Origin of the sequence: Candidatus Reidiella endopervernicosa (assembly GCF_013343005.1) — a bacterium.
Classification (GTDB): domain Bacteria; phylum Pseudomonadota; class Gammaproteobacteria.
In genome coordinates, this window is sequence record NZ_CP054491.1 from 1625099 (window position 1) to 1644801 (window position 19703).

A 19703-nucleotide genomic window follows, 5' to 3' on the forward strand; every position below is an offset into this window, starting at 1 on the left:
AGCCGGGAGTGCAAGATGGTTGCCTCAAATACAATTAAGAGCGATAGCGCCAGAATTCTGGTCGTCGATGACAATGAACGGATGCGCAAGAGCCTCGCCGCACTACTGGAGGCACATGGCTATGAAGTAGAACTTGCCGACGGCGGTGTGCAGGCACAGGAGTGGCTGGAGCGACAGCACTTCGATGTTGCGATGCTCGATCTGATGATGCCCGATCTGGACGGTTTTGGCGTGATGCGCCGACTGCGAGAGCGCGATATCGACACCTCGGTGATCGTCGTTAGTGGTGACAGCTCGGTCGATGTGGCGATTGAGGTGCTGCGTGCCGGCGCCTACGACTTTGTGCGTAAACCCTATGCACCTGAGGTGCTGCTGCATGCGGTTGAGAATGCGCTTGAGCAGCGTCGTCTTGGGCAGGAGCGGGAGCAGATGCAGCGTCGTATGGAGCGCTCCGAACAGCTGCATCGTTATATGGTTAACAAGTCACCCGATATCATCTATCTGCTCGATTCCGAAGGGCGTTTTAAATTCATTAATGATCGTGTTGAGAGCCTGCTTGGTTTCTCTCCGCGTGAGTTGATCGGTAAGCACCATACGGCACTGCTCCCTGAGGGCGAGGTGCCGGCTAAGGACCGTTTCGATGAACGTCGTGGCGATAGCCGTCGCAGTAAAAGCGTGGAGATGACGCTGCGCTGTAAGCAGGGGGGCGCAAATCCGGTGGTGGTTGAGAACTCGGCGATTCAGGTTGAGCTCAACGCCTGGGGCATGTACTCCTCCCCTGAGGATGGCGATCGTCGCTTTGTCGGTACCTACGGCATCGCGCGCGATATCTCTGGACGTAAACAGGCCGAGGAGACGATCCGTTTCCAGGCCTATCACGATCTGCTCACTCAGCTGCCCAATCGGACCCAATTTAAAGAGTATCTTGAAGCGGCACTACGCCGGATTCAGGATCAGGATGATCGCCTGGCGGTGATCTATGTCGATGTCGATCGTTTAAAGATTGTCAATGATCAGCTCGGCCACCTCTACGGTGATGAGATGCTCTGTACCCTGGCGACACGCCTCAAGGCGTGCCTGCGTGAGAGTGATACGCTGGCACGTATTGGTGGTGATGAGTTTGGCGTGCTGCTACCCAAGGTCTCCGGTGTTGAGGATGCCAAACGGGTGGCAGAGAAAATCATCGAGATCCTCAAAGAGCCTGTGCGTCTGGGTGAACATGAACTGTTTGCCAGTGTCAGCATGGGTATTGCGATCTGTCCCGAGCATGGTCTTACCGTGGATGCGCTGTTGACCCATGCCGATATCGCCATGTATCACGGTCGTGATCTGGCGCGTGGTAGCTACGGTATCTACAGCACCGATATGGACGGTGAGTTCTCCCGTCACCTTGCGATCGAGCGCGGTATCCGCACCGGTCTCGATAGCGGCCAGTTCTCGCTCTGCTTCCAACCTCAGGTCAGCAGTGAGCATGGCAACCGTCTGATCGGTGTCGAGGCGCTGGTGCGCTGGAACCATCCTGAATTCGGTAATGTGCCGCCCTCTGAATTTGTACCGGTCGCCGAGGAGTCGGGGCTGATTATCATGCTCGGTGACTGGGTGTTGGAACAGGCGTGTCTTGCCATGGTCGAGTGGCGTGAACTCGGTTTTAATCAGGTTCGAATGGCGATCAACTTCTCCTCAATCCAGGTTGCTCAGAGTGACTTTGCGGAGAAGATCCTCATTGCCCTCAATCGTCACAATCTACCGGGTGAGATGTTTGAGGTGGAGATCACCGAGAATGTATTGATGAGCGACATGGATAGCGTCTCAGAGAAGCTCGGCGTGCTGGTGAAAGAGGGGGTGACGGTCGCCATTGATGACTTTGGTACCGGTTACTCTTCGCTTAGCTATCTGCACAGCCTGCCGATTCAGCGTATCAAGATCGACCGCGCCTTTGTCAGGGTGATCGGTGAGACCGAAACTGAGAGTTCTATTATCAATGCGATCGTCTCAATGGCGAGTGGTCTTGGCATGGAGGTGATTGCCGAGGGAGTAGAGACCGATATTCAGCGCAGTTATCTGGCGCAGGTTGGTTGTGAGGAGCTGCAGGGTTTCCTCTTCTCCAAGCCGGTACCGTCTGCTGAGGTCACCGAGATTCTGTTAAATAGTGTAAAGAAGCGGGCCTGAGCAGCGGCGGTCTCTGGCGTGCCGGGGACTGCTCCGGTAGCCTGAAAGACACTCCCCAGAAGGCTTGTCCCGGTGCTGAATCGACTGTTAGTCTGGGTGACAACTAATCGCTTGCGTCTATTATGGAAAGTAGTCGTAACCGATCTTCGATTTCGCTAACAGGTTTCCATATGACGATACGTCCACTTGCTCTCTCCCTGTTTCTCCTCTCTCTATTCGTGCTGTCCGTTCAGGCGGCCAAGATTCTGGAACTTGATGGGGCCTACGGCATTCACTTTGGGCCGCTGGCCGGCTCCGGAGTGGTTGTGCTTGAGGAGGTTGCGATGGGGGTCGATCATATGCCGGGTACCCGTCTGATTGAGGTCGTCCCGCCGCAGCCGATCTACTATTTCGAACACTACTTTCTCAATATCGACCACAAGGATGACTCGATTGCCCGTATCACCGCCAAGGGTGACTACGAGAGTATGGCGGCCTGCATGATCGTAATGGGACAGCTCACCACTGAGATGTCGCGAAAGCACGGTGAATTCACCGAGAATCAGGTCGAGAACAACACCAATCGCACCATCAGGCGCGTGCTGCGTCGCTCGCTCAACTTTGGCAATGTTCAGGTTGAGATGTCGTGTAACGATACCCGCGAACCACAACGCTTCCTGCTCAACCTCTCCTACCAGAGACACACCCGCTAATCGGCGCAAAAGCCGTTTTCCACATACCGATATCACCCCCCTGTGGGGTGTAAAGCGCGTCGCTACAAGTCTTTTTGGCTTGACTGATTCTAAATTCCACCGAAGTCTCTGCCTGTGGTACATTCCGCATCGAAATATGACGGTTGAAATACATTTTTGTGACAGCAATGGGGCGGGTTATGGAACTGAAGAACATCAACAAGATAGAAGCGGCAACCACTGAAAGTCGGGGTGAGTTCTTCAGACTAGGTACGGCATTGCTGTTTATTGTTGGTGTAATGCTCTATACCGGCGTGCGAGGTGAGGCACCGGTCAACTACATGCTGGTGATCGCCGCAATGATCGGCGGTTACATGGCGATGAATATCGGTGCCAACGATGTCGCCAATAATGTCGGCCCTGCGGTTGGTTCCAAGGCGCTGACCCTGACAGGTGCCATTGTCATCGCAGCCATTTTCGAGGCCTCTGGTGCGCTGATCGCAGGTGGCGAGGTGGTCGGTACCATCCGTAAGGGGATTATCGACCCGGCGCTGATCAGTGATCCCAATACCTTTGTCTGGTTGATGATGGCCGCGCTGCTGGCCGGTGCGCTGTGGCTCAATGTGGCGACCGTTATGGGTGCACCTGTCTCCACCACCCATTCAATCGTTGGTGGTGTTCTGGGAGCCGGTATTGCGGCTGGCGGCTGGGGAATCGCTGATTGGGGTAAGGTCGGCGCGATTGCTGCGAGCTGGATAATCTCACCGCTGATGGGAGGCCTGATTGCTGCTGCCTTCCTGCTTCTGGTCAAACGAACAATTACCTATAAAAAGGAGATGCTCGTCGCGGCCAAGCGAATGGTGCCGCTGCTGGTTGGCGTTATGGTCTGGGCCTTCTCCACCTACCTGATCCTCAAGGGTTTGAAGAAGATCTGGAAGGTCGATTTTGTCACGGCATTCTCCATCGGTCTGGCGATCGCCGTCCTGGCCATCGTTGTTGTTCGTCCACTGGTTGCTCGTGCTGCAGAGCTCTACCCGAATGAGAAGAGTAGTGTTAACCGACTCTTCACCCTGCCACTGATCTTCGCGGCAGCGCTGCTTAGCTTCGCCCATGGCGCCAACGATGTCGCCAATGCGGTCGGTCCGCTGGCTGCGATCTACGATGTTATTTCACACGGCGGTGCCGAGGTGTCAACGAAGGCGGCAATTCCGCTGTGGGTGATGATGGTTGGTGCGATCGGCATCGCCGTTGGTCTCGCCCTCTATGGTCCCAAGCTGATTCGTACCGTTGGTACTGAAATTACCGAAATGGATCAGATGCGCGCCTACTGCATCGCAATGGCGGCCGCGATCACCGTGATTATCGCCACGCAGATGGGGCTGCCGGTCTCATCAACGCACATTGCTGTCGGTGGCGTATTTGGTGTCGGCTTCCTGCGGGAGTACATAAAGGCCTCCTATGCGCGCATGGTTGAGGATATCAAGGCGCACCATCCCGATGGTGATCAGGCGGCTATCGAGGCGTTCCTGATCGACTTTAAGGATGCCTCGGTCGATGAGAAGGGACGTATGCTGGCGGAACTGAAACAGCGGGCCAAGGAGCAGACCGATCCCGCACATCTGACCAAACGTGAGCGCAAGGATCTGCGCAAGGTCTATCGTCAGGAGCTGGTGAAGCGTTCTCATTTGCTGAAAATTGCTGCGGCCTGGATTATTACCGTGCCGGTCTCAGCCGCAATCGCCGCAATGATATTCTTCATGATACGCGGCATAATGCTTCCGTAAGGTTCATCCGCGAGGCGGGGGTGATAATCATCCCGGTCTGCATCTGCACTGTGGATGAACGCCTCCGATAAAAGGTGGGAAAGGTTATCCGGTGCTAAGAAAGATATTTCTACCCACAATCTTTGTCGTTCTCGGCTACGGTTTCTGGATTAGCCCTGACTTCAAAGAGATTGCTGCCGGTGTGGCAATCTTCCTCTTCGGCATGCTCTCGCTGGAGGAGGGCTTTCGCGCCTTCACCGGCGGTATCCTCGAACGTATTCTTAAATTCTCAACCGATCGACTGTGGAAGAGCGTCAGCTTTGGTGTGCTGAGCACCACCCTGATGCAGTCGAGCTCACTGGTCTCGGTCATCACCATTTCCTTCTTAAGCGCCGGTCTGCTTGGACTCTCTGAGGGTATCGGAATCATCTTTGGCGCCAATCTCGGCACTACCACGGGTGCCTGGCTAGTGGCGGGTCTGGGACTCAAGGTAAAGATATCCTCCTACGCGATGCCGATGTTGGTCTTCGGTGTGATCATGCTGTTCCAGAAACCTAAGGTAGTGAAGGGGCTCGGTTACGTGCTGGCTGGCCTCGGCTTCCTGTTCCTCGGTATTCACCATATGAAGGAGGGTTTTGAGGCATTCCGTGAGACGATCGATCTGGCCGAATATGCCGTCGGCGGTTATCCCGGACTATTCCTGTTCGCCCTGATTGGCATCGCGGCTACGGTGATCATGCAGTCGAGTCACGCCACCCTGGTGCTGATTATTACTGCCCTGGCGGCGGGGCAGATTACCTATGAGAACGCCCTGGCGCTTGCTATTGGTGCCAACGTCGGCACCACCATTACCGCCATCATCGGGTCACTCAGTGCCAACGAACAGGGCAAGCGACTGGCCGGTGCCCATCTGGTCTTCAATGTGGTGACCGGATTGATAGCGATCATCTTCATTGCCGAGTTTGTTCGTGCCGTTGATACTATCTCACTCTGGGTCGGTATCCGGGATGCCGACTACACGCTTAAGCTCGCCGTTTTCCACACCCTCTTTAACCTGGTCGGTGTGTTGGTGATGCTACCCTTCATCGGCAAGCTGGTGCAGTTCTTCGAGTGGTTTATCAAGACCCGTGAGCCCTCGATACTGGGCGTAAAATATCTCAATGATGCCTCGGTCGATTTCCCCGAAACGGCACTCGAGGCGGTACGCAACGAAACGCTGCACATCTACGATAACGCCGTGAAACTGATCGCCAACGGTATCAGTATGCCGCGAGAGTTGATCTTCTCAGATAGAGCCCTGGACAAGGCGGTGGCGCGGCAGGCGCGGATTATTGAGGTCGATATTGATGATCTCTACGAGCGCAGCATCAAGGGGATCTATAGCGAGATCGTCTCCTTTACCAGTCAGGCAACCTTTAGCTGGGAGATGGAGCAGACTGGAAAGATCCACTGGCTGCGCAACGCCAATCGAAATATCGTCGATTCGATTAAGGATATAAAACATCTGCGTAAAAACCTGCTGCGCTTTATCGTTACCGATAATGCAACGATTCGTGGTGAATATAATCGCCTACGTGTATTAGTCGCCTCGGTACTGCGCGAACTTGATCTGGCACGTCGTGCCGAGGGTGATGAGATGCCGCTGCTCTCTATCGATGCGCTCAAACTGATGGTCGAGGAGAGTGACGATCAGCTCAACGAACGACTGGTGGGTCTACTGCGTGATGAGCGGATAACGCCTGCGATGGCAACCTCACTAATGAATGACAGTGGTTATGCACTGGATGCCTGTCGCAATCTGTTGGAGATGGGTGAGACACTGTTTGTTCATCGTGATGAGGATGTGGCAGAGGCCGAACGCGATGTGGCGCTCAGTGATGAAGAAATCGACGATATTCTTGATGAAGGTGATAGCCGCTGAAGCGGTGGGAGAGTTGACGTGCAAGACGAGATCATCAAAAAGCTCAAGGCTTACTTCAGCAAGGGATTCAGAAAGAAACTGAAGAAAGAGGCGTCGTTGCAGGGGGTGATTGCACGACTGGCAGCTAAGGAGCAGAAGCTAAACGGTAAGCTCGCTGTTGCGACCGAGGAAGATGAGGTTAAACTGCTGCAAAAACAGATTAAGGTGCTGCACGCCCAGCGTAAAAAGGCCGAGAGGCTGATCGAAGATTAACCTTTTATATTTCCCTCATTCTCCCCGTTCTATTTTTCCACGCCGAAGTTCCATTCGGTAATAAACCCTTACGCAAGTGGGTAATGGTGCACTACGAAGTGTGCTACATAATATATTGGAAGTGCTAAGAAATTTACTCGAGGGCTGGAAGCGGGTAGATATCTTCGGTATGAATCGTGTGACCCAAATGGTGCGGTAAGAATAATAGTGAATGCATCAGAATTCAGGCTCGCTCTGGGCTTTGGCATTATCGTCCTGCTGATCTTTGCGCTCGGCGTGATCGGCCTGACGGAGATGCAGCGCCTGGACGATCGGCTCGAATATATCGTTGGAGAGCGCAACGTTAAGGTCTCCCTCGTCTCTACCATGCGCCACAAAGCCCGTGAACGTTCCATCTTTACCTTCATGATGCTGGATGAGAAGGATCCCTTCCTTCGCGATGATCTGCGCATGCGTTTTCATGAGGCGGCCAGTGAATTTATGGCGGCACGCGATCAACTTGAACAGATGCCGCTCTCCTCTGAAGAGCGCTCCTACATCGACTTCGCCCGTGAGATGGCCGCGCAAGGCGCGACCGCGCAGCAGAAACTACTCGATGCACTGTTTGAGGATCGCTTCGAAGAGGCGAACCGTCTCCAGCTCAGTCTCGCACTACCGGCACAGAACAAGGTGCTGCACAGTCTGAGTCAGTTGGTGGAGTATCAGGAGCGAGCGACCGAGCAGGCAGTGGCCGAGGTGCGGCGTAGCTATGAGAATGCACGTATCGCCTACACCGCAATCTCCTTTGGTGTGGTGATGCTCTCAGTGATGGTGGCCACGGTTGCGATTCGCCGCACCTCGACGATCGAGCGAGACCTGCGTGATGCGAAAGAGGAGGCGGAGCAGGCCTCCGAGGCAAAGAGCGAGTTCCTGGCCAACATGAGTCATGAGATTCGCACACCGATGAATGGTGTGCTTGGCATGCTCAATCTGCTCAAGCAGACACCACTCTCAGAACCGCAGCGTGACTATCTAACCACCGCCTATGTCTCCGGTGAAATTCTGCTCTCGGTTATCAATGATGTGCTCGACTACTCGAAGATCGAAGCAGGCAAGATGAGTGTCGAGTATCAATCATTCGATTTAAACAGAGCCCTTGCCGATACCGTGGCGCTCTTCTCCAATACCGCCGCTGACCGCCATGGAGAGCGAAGTGAGGGCGGTTAGTCCCCGATAGTCGACGCCGTCTGCCTATTCGTAGTTGAGAGCGCGAGCGAACGACGAAGAAGATGCAGCAGCGGCTTTATGTCGGCGTAGAGTCACTGAGGAGTGTGTAGAGCCGCGAAGAGGTGATTACGCAACGTACGCAGGACGGTCGGGGCGCCGTAGGCATAAACGGTCGCGTTAAGTATTTGCCGCTTGCTTGGGCTTGGATGCCCAAAACAAGCTTCCGCAAAAATAGCGACTCCCCGGGCAGGAGAAAGGGGTTGAGTTGATTCTCGATATCGCCGAGGAGATGCCACTACAGATCAGTGGTGATCAGGTCCGGCTACGACAGGTCGTTGGCAACCTGACCAGCAATGCGGTCAAGTTCACCGATCACGGCGAGGTGGTGGTTCGTGCTAGGCTCGAAACTGAGCGAGAGAGAGACTATGTGATCTGTATTGAGGTGACCGATACCGGTATCGGTATTGCGCCAGAGCAGCAGGGCCGTATGTTCGATTCGTTTGCTCAAGAGGACTCAACCATAACTCGCCGCTATGGCGGTACCGGCTTAGGCCTGGCGATCTGCAAGCAGCTGGTTGAACTGCTGGGTGGTGAGATTGGTGTTGAATCGACACCGGGTGAGGGTAGTACCTTCTGGGTCAGGCTGCCGCTGAAAACGGCCGATGCAACGGATAAAAAACTATCGAGTCATCATCTGAAAGGGAGCTACCGATTCCTGCTGGTGGAGGAGAATCAGACCGCACGCAACGTGCTGGCCGAACACATCACGGCATGGGGCGGTCTCTGCGACTCAGCGGTGAGTGTGGAGGATGCACAGCAGAAGGTGGTCGATGCCGAGTCGCATGGAACCCACTACGACGTCATCATCGCAGATATGACCAGTACCGATAGTGATCGGATGTTTCTCCATGCCCTTCACTCACAGGGGCTGGCGACAGGTAGTCATATCGTACTAATGAGTGGTTCAGGTTGTTGCGCTGGTGGCTGTGAAAAAGAGCGTCTCGATATAGAGCTCTGCATCAATAAACCGATTAACTTCTCAGAACTGTTCGAACGCCTGGCTGAAATTCTTGACGGTGTCAGTAGTGAGACGATCGATCTCTCTGCGCGCGAAACGACCAGGCGACCCGACGGTGAGAAGTGGTCGGTGCTGGTTGTCGAAGACAATGCGATCAATCAGAAGGTGGCCACCGGTATCTTGCAGTACCTCGGCTTTGCGGTCGATGTAGCCAATAATGGTCAGGAGGCGTTGACCAGTGCCTCGGTCGGACATTACGACCTGGTATTGATGGATTGTCAGATGCCGGTGCTCGACGGTTATGAGGCGACCCGTGCGATTCGCCGTCTGGCGGGAAAGATTGCCAAGGTGCCGGTGATAGCACTGACGGCCAATGTCTCAGCACGAGAGCGTAGCCGCTGTCTGTCGGCTGGTATGAACGACTATATCGGTAAACCCTATGCACCAGATGAGTTGCAGCGTAAGGCGCTCTTCTGGCTTGAGAAGAGAGGGCAGGATAGTGAGCTGGCGTAGAGAGGTGGTGGCGTGAGTCAGAGAGAGAGCACGATCCTGGTGGCCGATGATGATGCGATCACTCGCAAGACCGTGACCAAGGTGCTGCAGAGTGAGGGCTATCAAATCACGGATGTCGATACGGGTGAACGGGTGCTCGATCTCTTCACCGAACTTGAGCCCGATCTTGTGCTGATGGATGTGATGATGCCGGGGCGTGATGGTATCGATATCTGTGCCGAGCTGCGAAGCCGCTACGGTGATCGGGTACCCGTGATTATGCTCACCAGCCTTAATGATGTTGCTGCCGTGGGGCGAGCCTTCGATGCAGGCGCTACCGATTTTATTACCAAACCGATCAACTACGCGCTGCTCAGCCAGCGGGTGCGCTATGCGCTGCGTTCAGCCCAACTACTAGACAAACTGCAACTGCAACAGAAACGCCTTGCCCACGCGCAGCTACTGGCCCGACTCGGTTACTGGGAGTACAACTTCGAAACAGGTCGCGTGGTCTGTGCGGGTGATCTGGCTGGACTGCTGCTGGGGCCAAAGGAGGACGACAGTATCGAGGTGGAACGCTTTATCGGTCTGCTGGATGAGGTCGATCGTGACGACTTCCGTCAGCGGCTCGAAAGTCTGGGTGAGAGTGGTGGCACCTTTGTGCATACCGGCCGACTGATTCTCGATGACGGTTCGGTGCTGATTGTGCAGCAGCACGGCGAGGCGATGCACGATCGACAGAACCGTATCATCGGTGTGGCCGGAACACTGCAGGACATCACCGCACAGAAACAGGCCGAGATGCTGGTGGAGTTTCAGCGTAACCACGATCACGTCACCGGGCTGGCCAACCGTACTCTGTTTGATACACACATTGCACAGCTGGTTGAGAGCTACATTGAGAACGATGGGATGATCAGTGTCGCCTATATCGGCGTTGATCAGTTGAAGCAGATTCACGAAGGCCTCGGCCGGCGCATGGGCGAGGGGTTAGAGAAGGCGATGGCTAACCGCCTGCGCAATCTGGAGGCAGAGGTCGATATGGTGGCACGTATCGATGCGGGTCTGTTTGCTGTGGTCTGTAGCAGTTGGGAGAGTGCCGAGGCGGCCCATAGCGCGCTGGAGGCGCTACGTCAGCAGCTGGGTGGCGGTTATCCACTCGGCAAAGAGCAGTATATGGTGACGGTCAGTATCGGCGTCGTCTTCTATCCGTTTGATGCAGAGAGCGATGATGTGCTGCTACAAAAGGCGGAGGCAGCGCTCTCGCTGGCCAAGACCCAAGGTGGTAACCAGCTCGGCTACTACGCTGACGATGTGGTGAGCAAGATTCAGCGTCGCCTCACCATCGAGAAAGAACTGCACAAGGAACTGCACAAGGTCATCGAGCAGATCGGACTCGATCTCCACTTCCAGCCGCAGATCGATATCGAGTCGGGTGCCGTGGTTGGTGCCGAGGCACTACTGCGCTGGACCCATTCTGAGCTGGGTTACATTCCACCGCCCGAGTATGTGCACATCGCTGAGGAGTGCGGCCTGATCGGTCAGCTGGGACAGTGGGTGGCTGAGGAGTCGATGCGCCGCTGGGCGAAGCTCAGTCGTGAGACCGGCACCGAACTACGTCTGGCGATCAATGTCTCTGCGATGCAGTTCACTGATCCTGAGCTGGTGCCGATGCTGCACGCCGCCACCAAGGCGGCGGGACTTCGCTCCGAGCTGATTGAAGTGGAGATCACCGAAACCCAGGCGATGCACGATATTGCACTGACCACACGCGTGTTGCTGGCGCTGAAGGGAATCGGTATCGGCACAGTGATTGATGATTTTGGTACCGGTTACTGTTCGCTTGCCTATATTCAGAAGCTGCCGATTGCCGGTATCAAGATCGATCGCTCCTTCCTCGGTGGCTCAGATATCGAGAGCACCAACTGGTCGCTGGTTAAGGCAATTATCGCCATGTGCAAGAGTATCGATCTTAACGTATTGGCAGAGGGTATCGAGAGTGAAGAGCAGATGAGCCACCTCAAGCAGCTCGAATGTGATGAGGGGCAGGGGTACTTGATGGGACGTCCGATGCCGATTGAAGATCTGATCAGAACCATGCAGGAGCAAGCTTCGTGAGTCGACTGTTACTGCTATCACTCATTCATATCCTCGGTGTGGTAACGGTAGCGCTGGTGGTTTACTGGATTAACGCCGAAGAGAAACAGCGAGAAGAGACGGCTGCCAAAATGGTGATTCACCATATGGGCGAGGCGGCTTCAAGTCAGATTAATCGTGAGCTCAAGCAGTTGCGCCGTCACGTCAGACTCTTCTCTGAAGAGTATCGTGAAGAGATCATCCAGCTGATGACGGAGAGTGGCAATGAGGAGCTCTACAAGCGGCTGAAAAATAGAATTGAGGTCTATATCCCTGACTTCTACGCCTTCTCAGTGGCACCGCCTGATGGTGAGGTGCTGTTTGATCCCTTTAAAGAGGCGATCGGTGATCTCTGTCGAATCGATATGCGCCACACCATGGAGGGAGAGAAGAGCGCGGCACCCTATGTTCATCCGGGGCCCGGTGAGTACCACATCGATATCATGGTGCCATTCGATATGGGCGTCGCGGGTGAGCATGGTGCACAGGGGCTGGTCTTCGTCAGCGTTAAACCGCAGCGCTTCGCGAATATCCTCTCTGACAATCAGCACCACGACTTCAACCTCTATCTGGTCCGTGAAGAGGCCAGTCAGCTAATCGAGGTTGGTGCAGGGGGGGTGCGCTCTTCACTCAAACGAAGTTTCCGCCTTGAAGCGCAGGAGTTAACACGCATCGGCTATCGCGCTGCAATCCCAGACACCCGTTGGCATCTGTTGGCCATTCGTAGCAAGGAGCCTGGGGTCGGAGTGTTACCCCGGCTAATGAGTGCTGAGTTTGTTGTTGTCTTGATCTATGCACTGACGGCGCTGCTCTCACTCTACTGGTTTATGCGCTGTGCAAATCGTGATGCACGCAAGGAGACGGCTGTTCGATCGGCACAAGATCTACCCAGTGGCGTAGCGGCGAGCGGTGTTGCCGTGGGGCCAGAGGTTCTTGATAAGACGGTGCTTGATGGGCTGGTCGAGACGATCGGACCTGATGCGCGTGAACTCTACTATGAGCTTCTCGATGCACGAGATGAGACGGTTTCTGAGATTCTCTCCATGATCGCGGTGGGTGAGTATGACGCATTGGGCCGACTGACCCATCAACTTAAAGGCAGCGCTGGAAACCTGGGCTTGTTGGCACTTGCTGCGAGCTTTAAAGACCTCGAAGCAGCCGCCGCTGACCGCCATGGAGAGCGAAGTGAGGGCGGTTAGTCCCCGATAGTCGACGCCGTCTGCCTATTCGTAGTTGAGAGCGCGAGCGAACGACGGAGAAGATGCAGCAACGGCTTTATGTCGGCGTAGAGTCACTGAGGGAGTTGTGTAGAGCCGCGAAGAGGTGATTACGCAACGTACGCAGGACGGTCGGGGCGCCGAAGGCATAAACGGTCGCGTTAAGTTTTGCTGTTTGCTTGGGCTTGGATGCCCAAAACAAACTTTCGCAAAAATAGCGACTCCCCGGCAAACAGGCCGCCTCAGAGCAGGAGCTGCAGCATCACGCCGCGGTAGTGACCAAGGGCTATGATCAGGCCAGGGTGGCCGTCGATGGTGTCATTAGGGGTAGGGTGTAACAGAGTGTGACCGATTACCTTATCTTATTTGTCAGGATATGATTATATGGGTAGTCTCTTAACTGTGGTCACATTAGTCACTACAAGGATATCGAATGCTGCACAAGGAGATGGCACAGTTTGCGCTCGAAAATACGCCGATGCAGGTGTTTTGGATTGACGAGTCTGGCTGCTTTGTCGAAGCGAATCCCGCCGCCTGTCAGGCGCTTGGTTACTCTCATGAAGAGCTACTTGCTCTTAGAGTCTCAGATCTTGATATCAATATTCCCGCTAAACAGTGGGGCTCTTTTTTCCGCGAATTAAGAAGTGCGGGGAAGAGGATCTACGAGACGCAGTGCCGACAAAAGAGCGGTGCACTGATCGATGTGGAGATCACCCTCTCGCTGTTTGAACAAGAGGGGCAGGAGTTCGTCTGTGCCCTTGCTCACGATATTGGAAAACGCAAACGTGCTGAGAGCGAGTTAAAGCGTGCTTCTCGACGCATGAGTGTGGCTGCAAATTCAGCGAGTATCGGTATCTGGGAATGGGATCTGATCAGCAATGAACTGATCTGGGATAGCAGGATGTTCTGCCTCTATGGGATCGAGCCAGAGAGCTTTACGGGCGCCTATGAGGCGTGGGAGCAGGGGCTTCATCCCGATGACCGAGACAGAATGAATGGGGAGGTTGAGGTTGCACTGCGTGGTGAGAAAGAATTTGATTCCGAGTTTCGGATTATTACGCCAGCAGGAGAAGTTCGCTACATCAAGGCCAACAGCGAGGTCATCAGGGATGAGAGCGGTCAGCCGGTGCGTATGATCGGCGTCAACTTCGATATCACAGAACAGCGTTCGCTCTATGAACGTGCCGAGATGCTACAAAGGCTCGCAGACCACTCCGATCTGGGTATCGGTTGGGCAGGAATGGATACCCGCGCACGTTATATAAACCCGACGATGAAACGTATGCTCGGTGTCGCCGAGGATGAAGATGCCTCGAAATTCGCATTCACCGACTTCTACACTGAAGATCAGCTCAAGCGGCTTCAGGAGTGTGTGCTGCCTGATGTGATGAGTCAGGGACGATGGATTGGTGAGCTAGAGGTCAAGTCGTTGGATGGAATGATTACACCGACTGTTCACAACGTCTTTTGCTCAAGGATACCGAGGGCAAACCTGCTGCCTTTGCCAATGTGCTTATCGACCTCACCGCGCAGAAACAGATTGAAGCGGAGCTGCGTGATCTTAATGAGCAGCTTGAGAACCAGGTTGAGGCGCGCGCCGCAGATCTAAATGCCGCACTGCTTATCGCCGAGCATGCCAATGAGGCGAAGAGCCAGTTTCTCTCCCGCATGAGTCATGAGCTGCGTACCCCACTCAATGCGGTGCTCGGCTTCGCGCAGCTGCTTAAGCTTGATAGTGGTCTGGAAGAGATGCACGGCAACTATGTCGAGGAGATTCTCGGTGCCAGCCACCATCTGCTGGAGCTGATAAACGAGGTGCTCGATATCGCCAAGATCGAATCGGGAAATATCGATATGACACTGCAGGAGGTTGAGCTGAATGAGGTGCTCGACGAGTGTCTGGCACTGGTAGGAGCGTTGGCAGAGCAGTACCAAATCTCACTTGATGTGCAGTGTGATAAAGGTGTGGTTGTCCTCAGCGATAGGACACGCCTTAAACAAGTTTTATTAAATCTGCTCTCCAACGCGATCAAATATAACAACAAGGGGGGAGAGGTTCGCCTGACGGTTGAGAGCAGAGGTGAGCGGCAGATACGTATAGAAATTGCAGATACCGGAACGGGCATCTCCAATGGCGATCTGGAGCTGATGTTTCAGCCCTTTAATCGACTCGGCGCAGAGAACAGTACCATTGAAGGCTCAGGCATCGGTCTTACCCTGACGCGCCATATCGTTGAGTTGATGGGAAGCACGCTCGATGTGGTCAGTGAACTCGGCAAAGGGAGTAGCTTCTGGTTCGAGTTGCCCGCAGGTGACGTGAGCAAGCAGAAAGAGATCGATCAGAAACTGAGCTTACCCATTGAAATGGAACTTCTGAGTAAGGTGGGCGCACGCACGGTGCTCTACATTGAAGATAATCCGGTCAATCTGATGTTCATACAGCAGCTGCTGACACGCTGTAAAAACATCAAACTACTAACGGCCGAGGCGCCCAGGCGCGGTATCGATCTGGCTATAGAGCATCAGCCCGATCTCATTCTGCTCGATATCAATCTGCCCGAGATGGATGGTTATCAGGTGATGGAGTATCTGCAAGAGAAGTTACAGTTCGATACCACCCCCATCATCGCCATCACCGCCAATGCCATGCAGGAGGATATCGAACGGGGTATTGAGGCGGGTTTTACCGACTACCTCACCAAGCCGCTCGATATCCGGCACTTCTACGGCGTCGTTGAAAAGGCGCTGCAGCTGAATTAATAAAAATAGCCGCAACATCCCTGTTAGCGGCTGAAAAGATAAGAGCGTCTTCGCTAGTCATCACGACTAGTAGTGACGATAACGACGCTCCCTTTTTCCATTACGATCAATCTGCTCCGCATCGACACTGACCGCCGTCAGGCCGCCATCCTTTCTCTCCTGACGCTTCTTCTGTTGTGCCGCCTTCCTGGCCTTACGCTCCGCGTCTCGCTTGCTCTTCACCGTCTTGCGCTCAACCTTGGTAACCTTCCTGGTGCCATTGCGCTTCAGTTCACGTTCAACCTTCACGCTCCTCTTCACCACACGGCCGTTACCCTTTACCTGCTTCGATGCTTGAGTCGTAGTCACCTTCACACTCTTCTTGCCCTTGATAGGGTTGGGTATCACACGTTTAGTGCGTACCACTTTTCTGCTCTTGATAGCGTGATCACGTTTATCGACCGCTTTTTTTGACACGACTGTTCTGGTTGTTACGGCCCTCTTCTTAGGGTGTGTGGTGGATCTCTTCTTAATATGGGTGACGCTCTTGCTACCAATGACAGGCCCCCGCTTATCGATATGCACGGCACGTTTCAGCTCTTTTCCATCGTGTCGATGCTTCGTCTTGTGAATGAATCCCTTCTTATCAGCGTGGGGGTGTTTGTCATGATGGTGATCGGTATGTTTGCCGTGGTGCGGATGCTTATGCACCACCTTCACAACCCTCTTCACCGGGGGAGGAGTGTGGATGTGGTTGTGGATCACCTTCGTCCTGTGCACCACCACAGGCGGCTCATCGTAGTCGTAGCGATCGGCATAACGATCGTAGTAGTCATCCACCACCTCGGTGTCGTAGTAGTCGTAGGCCTGCTCCTTGTAGACACGCACCTCAGAGTGGGTCGGATTCACATTGCAGCCGCTGAGCACCAGCAGCGCACCCATTGCAGGTAGAAGTAGCTTGATCATGACGTGCCTCCTTATCGTTATCGGGACACTCTGCCCCATGCACGCCTTCAATCTATCCCTGCGGTGCTGAACGGAGGCTGAACAGGGCTGTATCAGCTCAATCTGAGGTGTGATTCTGCTAAGAAGTTAGAGGGGTTGCCACACAGTTAGAAAGGTTGGTGTGGTATCGTATCGGGCAGCCGGAAAGGACAACAAAACAACAGGGAGCACCAATGCCAATCCCCGATTACAAACTCTTATGCGCTTGATCCAGGCGCAGTTCCTGGTTGTCGATTTAGTACAAACAGATAAAGACATTCAAGCTAGTAAGTTATATGACATTAATTAATCTCAACGACCTCGAAGCCCACCTCTGGCACGCCGCCCACATCATCACTGGCCCCATAGATGCTTCGGACTACAAAACATACATTTTCCCGATCCTCTCTTTAAGCGAATCTGCGATGTCTACGACGAAGAATATGCCTCTGCAATGGAGGAGGTCCATGATGAGGAGCTTGCCAAGGGTCCCATGTTCCACCGCATTCAGATCCCAGAAGCGTGTCACTGGACCCATGTATTCAGCCACTCCAAGGATATCGGCCAGGCATTAACCGATGCCTTTCGGTGTATAGAGCAGGCTAACCCCACCTCTATGGCATCTTCGGTGATGCTTCCTGGACCAACAAAGAGCGTCTCCCTGATGAACTGCTCGCCACGCTCCTCAACCACTTCAACAAGGTGAACCTGGGTGTGGCCAGCGTCCGTGACGATGACATGGTCGTGCCTACGAATACCTCATCAAGCGCTTTGCCGATAAGGCCAACAAAAGGCCGGTGAGTTCTATACCCCACGCACCATCGTCCGCCTCATGGTCAATATCCTTGACCCCAAGCGGGGAGAGCGTTTACGACCCCGCCTGCGGTACCGGTGGCATGCTGCTGGAGACCATCCACCACGTAAAGAGAACGGCGGCGACCCGCGCCTGCTCACCATCAAAGGACAGGAGAAAACCTCACCACCGAGGCCATCGCACGCATGAACCTCTTCCTCCACGGCATGGAAGACTTTGACATCATTCGTGGCGACACGCTACGCCAACCCAAGTTCATCAAAAACGATAAGCTGGAAACCTTCGACTGCGTCATCGCCAACCCACCCTTCAGTCTCAAGGGTGGGGACACGGCCAATGGGGCAGTGACCCATACGGCCGCAATCAATTCGGACTCGCACCCAAAACCAATGGTGACTTCGCCTGGGTGCAGCACATGTTTAAGTCCCTAAAGTCCAAGACCGGTCGCATGGCCGTGGTCTTACCACGGTGTACTATTTCGCGGTGGTGCCGAGGGCAAAATCCGCAAGGCCTTACTGGAAAAAGGTCACATTGAAACCATCGTGGGTGTTGCCTCAAACCTTTTACGGCACCGGTATTCCCGCATGTATTCTCATCCTGCAGGCCAAGGTTGAGGAGAAGGAGCCGGTGTTGATCATTAACGCCGAAGAGATATTCACCAAAGGTCGTGCGCAAAACACCCTTAGCACAGAACAGGCCGATGAAATTTATGACATCTATCAGCAGCAACTGGCCGACTACGACCAGGAGATAGAGGGGTTGCCCGCTGGGTTCCCTATAGCGAAATCGAAGAGAACGACTTCAACCTCAACATTGCCCGCTATGTGCAGAAGCCCCTAGAGGAAGAGACCATCAGTGTCGAAGAGGCATTGCTCGACTTCAAACAAAAACTTGCCGCGCTGGAACTGGCCGAGCAGGAACTTGAGGAGCTGTTGGTAAAGGAGGGTTTGAGGTATGAAGTTGGAAAAAGCTTACTCTACCGAGGTAGAGGCGAAAGTAACCGCAAAAAGCAGATGAGTTGTATAAGAAGGAGAGATAACCTCAAAGTACGAATTTACATGTCCAGATGATACATGCGACTCACCGGTGACATGCGCCAATCTTGATAAACCAGATAGCCAAAGAAAAAGAGAACCGTACCATAAGCTGGTTGGAGATTTGTCTACTCACTCTGAAGATTGCAAAATTAAAGCAGATATTATTTCGAATGTACGAACAGGTCGTCGTGTGGTAGATGAGCTGTATGGTGATGAAGATGAATATATAGAGCATGCCGTTCGCGTAAATCTAAATTCACACAGCAACCGTCGTCCAGGTGATGCATTTGATACTGGAACAGGTGAGGAAGATGAAGAAGTCAGGCTGGTTGGCAGAGGAACGGGTGATGAAGATGGGAAGCGAAAAATTCAAAAATCCCAAACATTAAGCTCTCTTGTTGATGATTATCTGGCAGGTAAGAACTTTCCTGTTCAACTTCCAGAATCTGAAGTTATTGAAGTGCGAGATCTGTTTATCAAGATTGATGGGCAGGATATTAGTCTGTTCCCTGATGATCCAAGAATCTACTTCGGAAAAGCCTGGTTTAATGAAACCCCAAAGGGCTTTGTTGTTAGGTTTGTCAATACGTTGAGAAGTGATGAGGTTGAGAACGAGGAAGTCAGACCAACGTTTTTATTGGAAATGTCACCATTGATAATTCCAGTTTCAAAAATTTAATCGTGATGGCTTGGTTAAGTTAGCAGACAAACAGCCTAAAACTGTATTCCTATGGTCGGATAATGGACCAAGACCGGCAAATGGTGAGTATATAAACTTTTACTTAAAAGCAGTTGAGTATTTGGATTGCCGGCCATGAATAAAAGAACCTCGAAGACCTCCTCTGGGGCGCCGCGGAGCACCTGCGTGGCCAGATCGATGCCTCAGACTACAAGCAGTACATCTTCCCGCTGCTGTTCTACAAGCGCCTGTCGGATGTCTACCTGGAAGAGTACACCGAAGCGCTGGAGGTGAATGAGGGTGATGCCGAATACGCCGCCATGCCCATGTTCCACCGCTTCGATATCCCGCAAGAGGCCCGTTGGGAGGTGGTTCGCAACACCACCAGTAATGTGGGTGAGGCGATTCAGAACGCCTTGCGCCTGATCGAGGCGAAAAACGAGCGCCTGCACGGCGTCTTTGGTGATGCCCAGTGGACGAACAAAGATCGCCTGCCCGATCACCTGCTCACCGACTTGATCGGTCACTTCAGCAAGATCCCGCTGGGGATTAAGTCGGTAGATCAGGACGATCTGGGGAAGCCTACGAATACCTGATCAAAAATT

General features: G+C 53.7%; 16 protein-coding genes and 1 pseudogene. 14 read left to right on the forward strand and 3 right to left on the reverse strand.

The window, feature by feature from the left end; all coding sequences use genetic code 11:
- Positions 1 to 15 precede the first annotated feature (15 nt).
- The 6 genes from HUE57_RS09075 to HUE57_RS19615 all read left to right on the forward strand — a co-directional run bounded on the left by HUE57_RS09075 (position 16) and on the right by HUE57_RS19615 (position 7982).
- Positions 16 to 2169 carry an EAL domain-containing response regulator gene (locus tag HUE57_RS09075; RefSeq protein ID WP_078483265.1) on the forward strand — a complete coding sequence of 718 codons (2154 nt, stop codon included), beginning with the start codon at positions 16 to 18 and terminating at the stop codon, positions 2167 to 2169.
- A 170-nt stretch (positions 2170 to 2339) separates the two neighbouring features.
- Positions 2340 to 2861 (forward strand): hypothetical protein, encoded by a 522-nt coding sequence (locus tag HUE57_RS09080; protein ID WP_078483264.1) that lies wholly within the window; start codon positions 2340 to 2342, stop codon positions 2859 to 2861.
- Between the two features lie 179 nt (positions 2862 to 3040).
- Complete coding sequence (locus tag HUE57_RS09085) at positions 3041 to 4624, forward strand: inorganic phosphate transporter (protein WP_078483263.1); 1584 nt, start codon at positions 3041 to 3043, stop codon at positions 4622 to 4624.
- A gap of 91 nt (positions 4625 to 4715) precedes the next feature.
- Positions 4716 to 6524: a Na/Pi cotransporter family protein gene (locus HUE57_RS09090; RefSeq protein ID WP_078483262.1), complete on the forward strand. Its 1809-nt coding sequence runs from the start codon at positions 4716 to 4718 to the stop codon at positions 6522 to 6524.
- Positions 6525 to 6542: 18 nt separating this feature from the next.
- Positions 6543 to 6776, forward strand: a complete 234-nt coding sequence (locus tag HUE57_RS09095; RefSeq protein ID WP_078483261.1) for a hypothetical protein — start codon at positions 6543 to 6545, stop codon at positions 6774 to 6776.
- 207 nt (positions 6777 to 6983) lie between these two features.
- Positions 6984 to 7982: a histidine kinase dimerization/phospho-acceptor domain-containing protein gene (locus HUE57_RS19615; RefSeq protein ID WP_174673046.1), complete on the forward strand. Its 999-nt coding sequence runs from the start codon at positions 6984 to 6986 to the stop codon at positions 7980 to 7982.
- A gap of 76 nt (positions 7983 to 8058) precedes the next feature.
- On the opposite strand, the gene HUE57_RS09105 is transcribed toward HUE57_RS19615, so the two are convergent.
- Positions 8059 to 8211: a hypothetical protein gene (locus HUE57_RS09105; protein ID WP_174673047.1), complete on the reverse strand. Its 153-nt coding sequence runs from the start codon at positions 8209 to 8211 to the stop codon at positions 8059 to 8061.
- 36 nt (positions 8212 to 8247) lie between these two features.
- Between HUE57_RS09105 and HUE57_RS09110 the strand changes: the two genes are divergently transcribed.
- From HUE57_RS09110 to HUE57_RS09120, 3 genes are read left to right on the forward strand one after another with little or no spacing between them, the layout of a single operon-like run.
- Positions 8248 to 9513, forward strand: a complete 1266-nt coding sequence (locus tag HUE57_RS09110) for an ATP-binding protein (protein WP_078483259.1) — start codon at positions 8248 to 8250, stop codon at positions 9511 to 9513.
- 12 nt (positions 9514 to 9525) lie between these two features.
- Complete coding sequence (locus tag HUE57_RS09115) at positions 9526 to 11610, forward strand: EAL domain-containing response regulator (protein WP_078483258.1); 2085 nt, start codon at positions 9526 to 9528, stop codon at positions 11608 to 11610.
- The gene (locus tag HUE57_RS09120) at positions 11607 to 12827 is read left to right on the forward strand and encodes an Hpt domain-containing protein (protein WP_174673048.1); all 1221 of its coding nucleotides are present in this window, start codon (positions 11607 to 11609) and stop codon (positions 12825 to 12827) included. Before HUE57_RS09115 ends, HUE57_RS09120 begins: the two co-directional genes overlap by 4 nt.
- Positions 12828 to 12851: 24 nt before the next feature.
- On the opposite strand, the gene HUE57_RS09125 is transcribed toward HUE57_RS09120, so the two are convergent.
- A complete protein-coding gene (locus tag HUE57_RS09125) occupies positions 12852 to 12995 on the reverse strand; it encodes a hypothetical protein (RefSeq protein ID WP_174673049.1) in 144 nt (47 codons plus the stop codon).
- A 298-nt stretch (positions 12996 to 13293) separates the two neighbouring features.
- Between HUE57_RS09125 and HUE57_RS09130 the strand changes: the two genes are divergently transcribed.
- Together HUE57_RS09130 and HUE57_RS19065 are read left to right on the forward strand one after the other, a co-directional pair.
- Complete coding sequence (locus HUE57_RS09130) at positions 13294 to 14454, forward strand: PAS domain S-box protein (RefSeq protein ID WP_174673050.1); 1161 nt, start codon at positions 13294 to 13296, stop codon at positions 14452 to 14454.
- Entirely contained in the window at positions 14355 to 15605 is a 1251-nt protein-coding gene (locus tag HUE57_RS19065) for an ATP-binding protein (protein ID WP_078483255.1), read from the forward strand. The genes HUE57_RS09130 and HUE57_RS19065 overlap by 100 nt, the downstream gene beginning before the upstream one ends.
- Before the next feature lie 66 nt (positions 15606 to 15671).
- Here the strand turns inward: HUE57_RS19065 and HUE57_RS09140 are convergent, their stop codons facing one another.
- The gene (locus tag HUE57_RS09140) at positions 15672 to 16550 is read right to left on the reverse strand and encodes a hypothetical protein (RefSeq protein ID WP_078483254.1); all 879 of its coding nucleotides are present in this window, start codon (positions 16548 to 16550) and stop codon (positions 15672 to 15674) included.
- Between the two features lie 314 nt (positions 16551 to 16864).
- On the opposite strand from HUE57_RS09140, the pseudogene HUE57_RS09145 reads away from it, so the two are divergent.
- From HUE57_RS09145 to HUE57_RS19070, 3 genes and pseudogenes are all read left to right on the forward strand, one after another.
- Positions 16865 to 18329, forward strand: a pseudogene (locus tag HUE57_RS09145) (type I restriction-modification system subunit M); the annotation flags it as partial.
- Positions 18330 to 18540: 211 nt separating this feature from the next.
- Entirely contained in the window at positions 18541 to 19098 is a 558-nt protein-coding gene (locus tag HUE57_RS09150) for a hypothetical protein (RefSeq protein WP_174673051.1), read from the forward strand.
- Positions 19099 to 19292: 194 nt separating this feature from the next.
- Positions 19293 to 19694 carry a type I restriction-modification system subunit M N-terminal domain-containing protein gene (locus HUE57_RS19070; RefSeq protein WP_236860716.1) on the forward strand — a complete coding sequence of 134 codons (402 nt, stop codon included), beginning with the start codon at positions 19293 to 19295 and terminating at the stop codon, positions 19692 to 19694.
- The last annotated feature ends 9 nt before the right edge of the window (positions 19695 to 19703 follow it).

Coding starts and splice junctions, on each gene's coding strand:
- HUE57_RS09130 (WP_174673050.1), top strand. CDS start 13,294: ATGGCACAGTTTGCGCTCGAAAATACGCCGATGCAGGTGTTTTGGATT.
- HUE57_RS09140 (WP_078483254.1), bottom strand. CDS start 16,550: ATGATCAAGCTACTTCTACCTGCAATGGGTGCGCTGCTGGTGCTCAGC.
- HUE57_RS09085 (WP_078483263.1), top strand. CDS start 3,041: ATGGAACTGAAGAACATCAACAAGATAGAAGCGGCAACCACTGAAAGT.
- HUE57_RS09075 (WP_078483265.1), top strand. CDS start 16: ATGGTTGCCTCAAATACAATTAAGAGCGATAGCGCCAGAATTCTGGTC.
- HUE57_RS09125 (WP_174673049.1), bottom strand. CDS start 12,995: ATGCCTTCGGCGCCCCGACCGTCCTGCGTACGTTGCGTAATCACCTCT.
- HUE57_RS09080 (WP_078483264.1), top strand. CDS start 2,340: ATGACGATACGTCCACTTGCTCTCTCCCTGTTTCTCCTCTCTCTATTC.